Annotated in this window: 4 protein-coding genes; all 4 read left to right on the top strand. The window is 66.5% G+C overall.

Annotated features, from left to right (window positions below; genetic code table 11):
• Positions 1-1,099 (top strand): ABC transporter permease (locus EOA38_RS30080; protein ID WP_145966126.1); only part of this gene is annotated, 1,099 nt, incomplete at its 5' end.
• A complete protein-coding gene (locus tag EOA38_RS30075; protein ID WP_126091818.1) occupies positions 1,099-2,025 on the top strand; it encodes an ABC transporter permease in 927 nt (308 codons plus the stop codon). The genes EOA38_RS30080 and EOA38_RS30075, both read left to right, overlap by 1 nt.
• Before the next feature lie 40 nt (positions 2,026-2,065).
• Positions 2,066-2,767, top strand: coding sequence for an isochorismatase family cysteine hydrolase (locus EOA38_RS30070; protein WP_126091817.1), 702 nt, complete (start codon positions 2,066-2,068; stop codon positions 2,765-2,767).
• A 10-nt stretch (positions 2,768-2,777) separates the two neighbouring features.
• On the top strand, positions 2,778-3,919 hold a 1,142-nt coding region (locus EOA38_RS30065; RefSeq protein ID WP_127300947.1), incomplete at its 3' end, for an ATP-binding cassette domain-containing protein.

The following is a 3,919-nucleotide window of genomic DNA, read 5'->3' as shown; positions in this document are numbered from 1 at the left end:
TGCGAGGGGATATCGGGCGGCGCTCGAATGGATCGCCAGGCGGGCTGAGGCCTTCGTCATTCCACTCGCGGCGCTGGTCGCCGGCATGGTGCTGTTCAGCCTGTTCATCCTGGCTGTCGGCAAGTCGCCGGCCCAGCTCTACGAGACGATGTGGCGCGGCGGCTTCGGTTCCTGGTTCTCGATCCAGAACTCGCTGTCGCGCGGAGCGCCGCTCTTGCTTGCGGCGCTCTGCGTGGCTCTACCGGCGCGCCTCGGCCTGGTCGTCATCGGCGGCGAGGGCGCGATCGTGCTCGGCGGCGTCGCCGCAGCCGCTATCGGCGTGGCGCTGAACGGCGCGCCGTCTTTTCTCGTCATCCTCCTCATGGGCGTGGGGGGCGCGGCCGCCGGCGGCATCTGGATAGGTGTCGTCGGCGCGCTGCGCCATTACCGGGCCGTCAACGAGACCATCTCCAGCCTGCTGATGGCCTACATCGCGATTGCCCTGATGAACCATCTGGTGGAAGGGCCGCTGCGCGATCCGGCCTCGCTCAACAAACCCTCGACCCAGCCGCTGGCCGACCTCTACCGCGTCGGCAACATCCCGGGCATGGAGGTGCATTGGGGCCTCGTCGTCGGCATCCTTGCCTGCGCGCTCTCCTGGCTGCTGATCGAGAAGACCCGCTGGGGCTTCGCCGCCCGCATCGCCGGCGGCAATGTCAGGGCGGCGCAGGTGCAGGGGTTGGCCGTCGGTCCGCTGATCGTCGGCTTCACGGCGCTGGCGGGCGGCTTCGCAGGACTTGCCGGCATGCTCGAGGTCGCGGCCGTGCAGGGCAGCGCCAACGGCTCGCTGGCCGCCGGCTACGGCTATACCGGCATCCTCGTCGCCTTCCTTGCCCGCCACAATCCGCTTGCCATCATCCCCGTCGCCGTTCTGCTTGGCGGCATCGACGCGTCCGGCGGGCTGATTCAGCGCCGAATGGACCTGCCTGATGCAACCGTGCTGGTGCTGCAGGGCATGCTGTTCATCGTCATCTTGTTCAGCGAGACCTTCTACGGCCGGTTCAAGCTCTTTAATCCCGACCTCTGGCAGAGGCCCGATCTCCTGAAGGGGGTCGCGTGATGGACGCGACCGATATCGGGCTGTGGGGGGTGCCGCTCGCCATGCTGGGCGGCGCCATCCGCGTGTCCACTCCCTTCATCTTCGTCTCGCTCGGCGAAGCCATCACCGAACGCTCCGGCCGCATCAATCTCGGCCTCGAAGGCACGCTGGTGTTCGGCGCCATGAGTGCCTATGCGGTGGCGGTGATGACCGGCTCGCCATGGCTCGGCCTTTTGGCGGCGGCGGCCGCCGGCCTCTGCTTCGGCCTCTTTCATGGCTGGATCTGCAAGTTCCCGAAGGTCAACGACATCGCCATCGGCATCGCCCTGATGCTGTTCGGCACAGGCCTCGCCTTCTTCTTCGGCAAGCCCTTCATCCAGCCCTCCGCGCCCGATCTGCCGGCGATCCCGTTCGGCGCCTGGTCCGACATCCCGCAGGTGCAGGCGGCGCTCAACGTCAACGTGCTGTTCCTGATCGGCGCTGCTCTCGCCATCTTCCTCTGGTGGGCGTTCCGCAACACCCGTGTCGGCCTGATCGTGCGCGTGGTCGGCGACAGCGCCGATGCAGCTCGCGCCATGGGCCTCGACCCGAACGCGGTGCGCCTGCTGGCCACCGGCACCGGCGGAGCGCTCGCCGGTATCGGCGGCGCCTACCTGTCGCTCTATTATCCCGGCAGCTGGACCGAGCGCATCTCGTCGGGCCAGGGACTGATGGCGGTGGCGCTGGTCATCTTCGCGCGCTGGAACCCGCTCGGCTGCTTCGCTGCCGCGCTTTTGTTCGGCGGCGCCGGCGCGCTCGGCCCGGCGCTGCAGTCGGTGGGCGTCACGCAGGGCTACTACCTGTTCTACGCCGCCCCTTACATCCTCACCCTCATCATCATGATCGCCACCTCGTCGCCGAGCCGCACGCTCGCCGGCGCGCCCGGCGAACTGTCGATCACCAAATGACCGTCGCCCAGGAACCGCTCGCGAGACCGGAGTTTTTGCCATGAACGCCAGAGCCGAGATCACCCAGCGCTACATCAACGCCGATCCCTACCCCTGGCCCTACAATGGCGAGTTGAGGCCGGACAACACGGCGCTGATCATCATCGACATGCAGACCGATTTCTGCGGGCCGGGTGGCTATGTCGACCATATGGGCTACGACCTGTCGCTGGTCAGGGCGCCGATCGAGCCCATCAAGGCTGTGCTTTCCGCCATGCGCGACAAGGGCTACACCATCATCCACACGCGCGAGGGCCATCGTCCCGACCTCGCCGACCTGCCCGCCAACAAGCGCTGGCGCTCGCGCCGCATCAATGCCGGCATCGGCGATCCCGGCCCTTGCGGGCGCATCCTGGTGCGCGGCGAGCCTGGCTGGGACATCATCCCCGACCTCTATCCGGCCGAGGGCGAGCCGATCATCGACAAGCCGGGCAAAGGCTCGTTTTGCGCCACCGATCTCGAATTGATCCTCAACCAGCGCGGCATCGAAAACATCGTGCTCACCGGAATCACAACCGATGTCTGCGTGCACACCACCATGCGCGAGGCCAACGACCGCGGCTTCGAATGCGTGATGCTGGAGGATTGCTGCGGCGCGACCGACTACGGCAACCACCTGGCGGCGATCAAGATGATCAAGATGCAGGGCGGCGTCTTCGGCGCCGTCTCGAATTCCGCCGCCCTCGTCGCGCAGCTGCCATGAGGAACCGGCGATGAGCGGAACTCTCCATCGCAAGGCGATCGGCGTCGAGACCATCGGCATGACCATGCGCTTCGGCGCTTTCACCGCGCTCGACGACGTCTCCATCAAGGTGCCTGCAGGCTCTTTCCACGCGCTGCTCGGCGAGAACGGCGCTGGCAAGTCGACGCTGGTCAAATGCATGATGGGTTTTTACCATCCGACGGCGGGCGACATGCTGGTCGACGGACGCGAGGTGACGATCGCCAGCCCGAGAGATGCCTCGGCGCTCGGCCTCGGCATGGTCTATCAGCATTTCACGCTCGTGCCTTCGCTGACCGGCGCCGAGAACCTGGTCATCTCGCGTGAGAAGGTGCCCGGCGTCATCGACTGGCGCAAGGAGCGCACAGCGCTTGCGGCCTTCATGAACGGCATGCCGTTCAAGCTGCCGCTCGACGTCAAGGTGGCCGAGCTCGCCGCCGGCGAGAAGCAGAAGCTTGAGATCATCAAACAGCTTTATCTCGGCCGCAATTTCCTGGTGCTGGACGAGCCGACATCCGTGCTGACCCCGGGCGAGGCGCAGGAAGTGCTCGGCCTGGTGCGCGGCATGACGAAGGCAGGCGACCTCACCGTGCTGATGATCTCGCACAAGTTCCACGAGGTCACGGCATTCGCCGACGACATCACGGTGCTGCGCAAGGGCAGGCTCACCGGAGCCGGGAAGGTCTCGGATCTTTCGCATAGGGAAATGGCGGCGATGATGATCGGCGACCAGCCGATCGCCGCGCTCGACAGCCGCGCCGAGCCGAAGCCGGATGCCGAGATCGTGCTCGAGGTCAAGGCGCTGAAGGCTCCGGACCGAACCGGCCTCAAATCGATCAACATCACCGATCTCGGCGTGCGCTCCGGCGAGATCGTCGGCATCGCCGGCATCTCGGGCAACGGTCAGAAGGAGTTCCTGGAAGTGCTGGCCGGACAGCGCGCTCGCGATCAAGGGGAAGTCATGGTTCGCGGCGCGGCCTATGCCGCGACGCGCGCCGAGGCGCGTGCGCTCAACGTCCGCCTCATCCCGGAAGAGCCATTGAAGAATGCCTGCGCGCCGAGAATGACGGTCGCCGAGAACATCGCCTTCCGCACCTTCGACGTCGATGGCAACGGCAGGCCGGTGAGCTGGAT

This window comes from Mesorhizobium sp. M1E.F.Ca.ET.041.01.1.1 (assembly GCF_003997355.1).
GTDB lineage: Bacteria > Pseudomonadota > Alphaproteobacteria > Rhizobiales > Rhizobiaceae > Mesorhizobium.
Note: the sequence above shows the minus strand (reverse complement) of the source record. Positions and strands in the feature narration are given on the sequence as shown.

Excerpts from the sequence above, each read along its gene's own strand:
- EOA38_RS30070 (WP_126091817.1), top strand. The coding sequence starts at position 2,066 with ATGAACGCCAGAGCCGAGATCACCCAGCGCTACATCAACGCCGATCCC.
- EOA38_RS30075 (WP_126091818.1), top strand. The coding sequence starts at position 1,099 with ATGGACGCGACCGATATCGGGCTGTGGGGGGTGCCGCTCGCCATGCTG.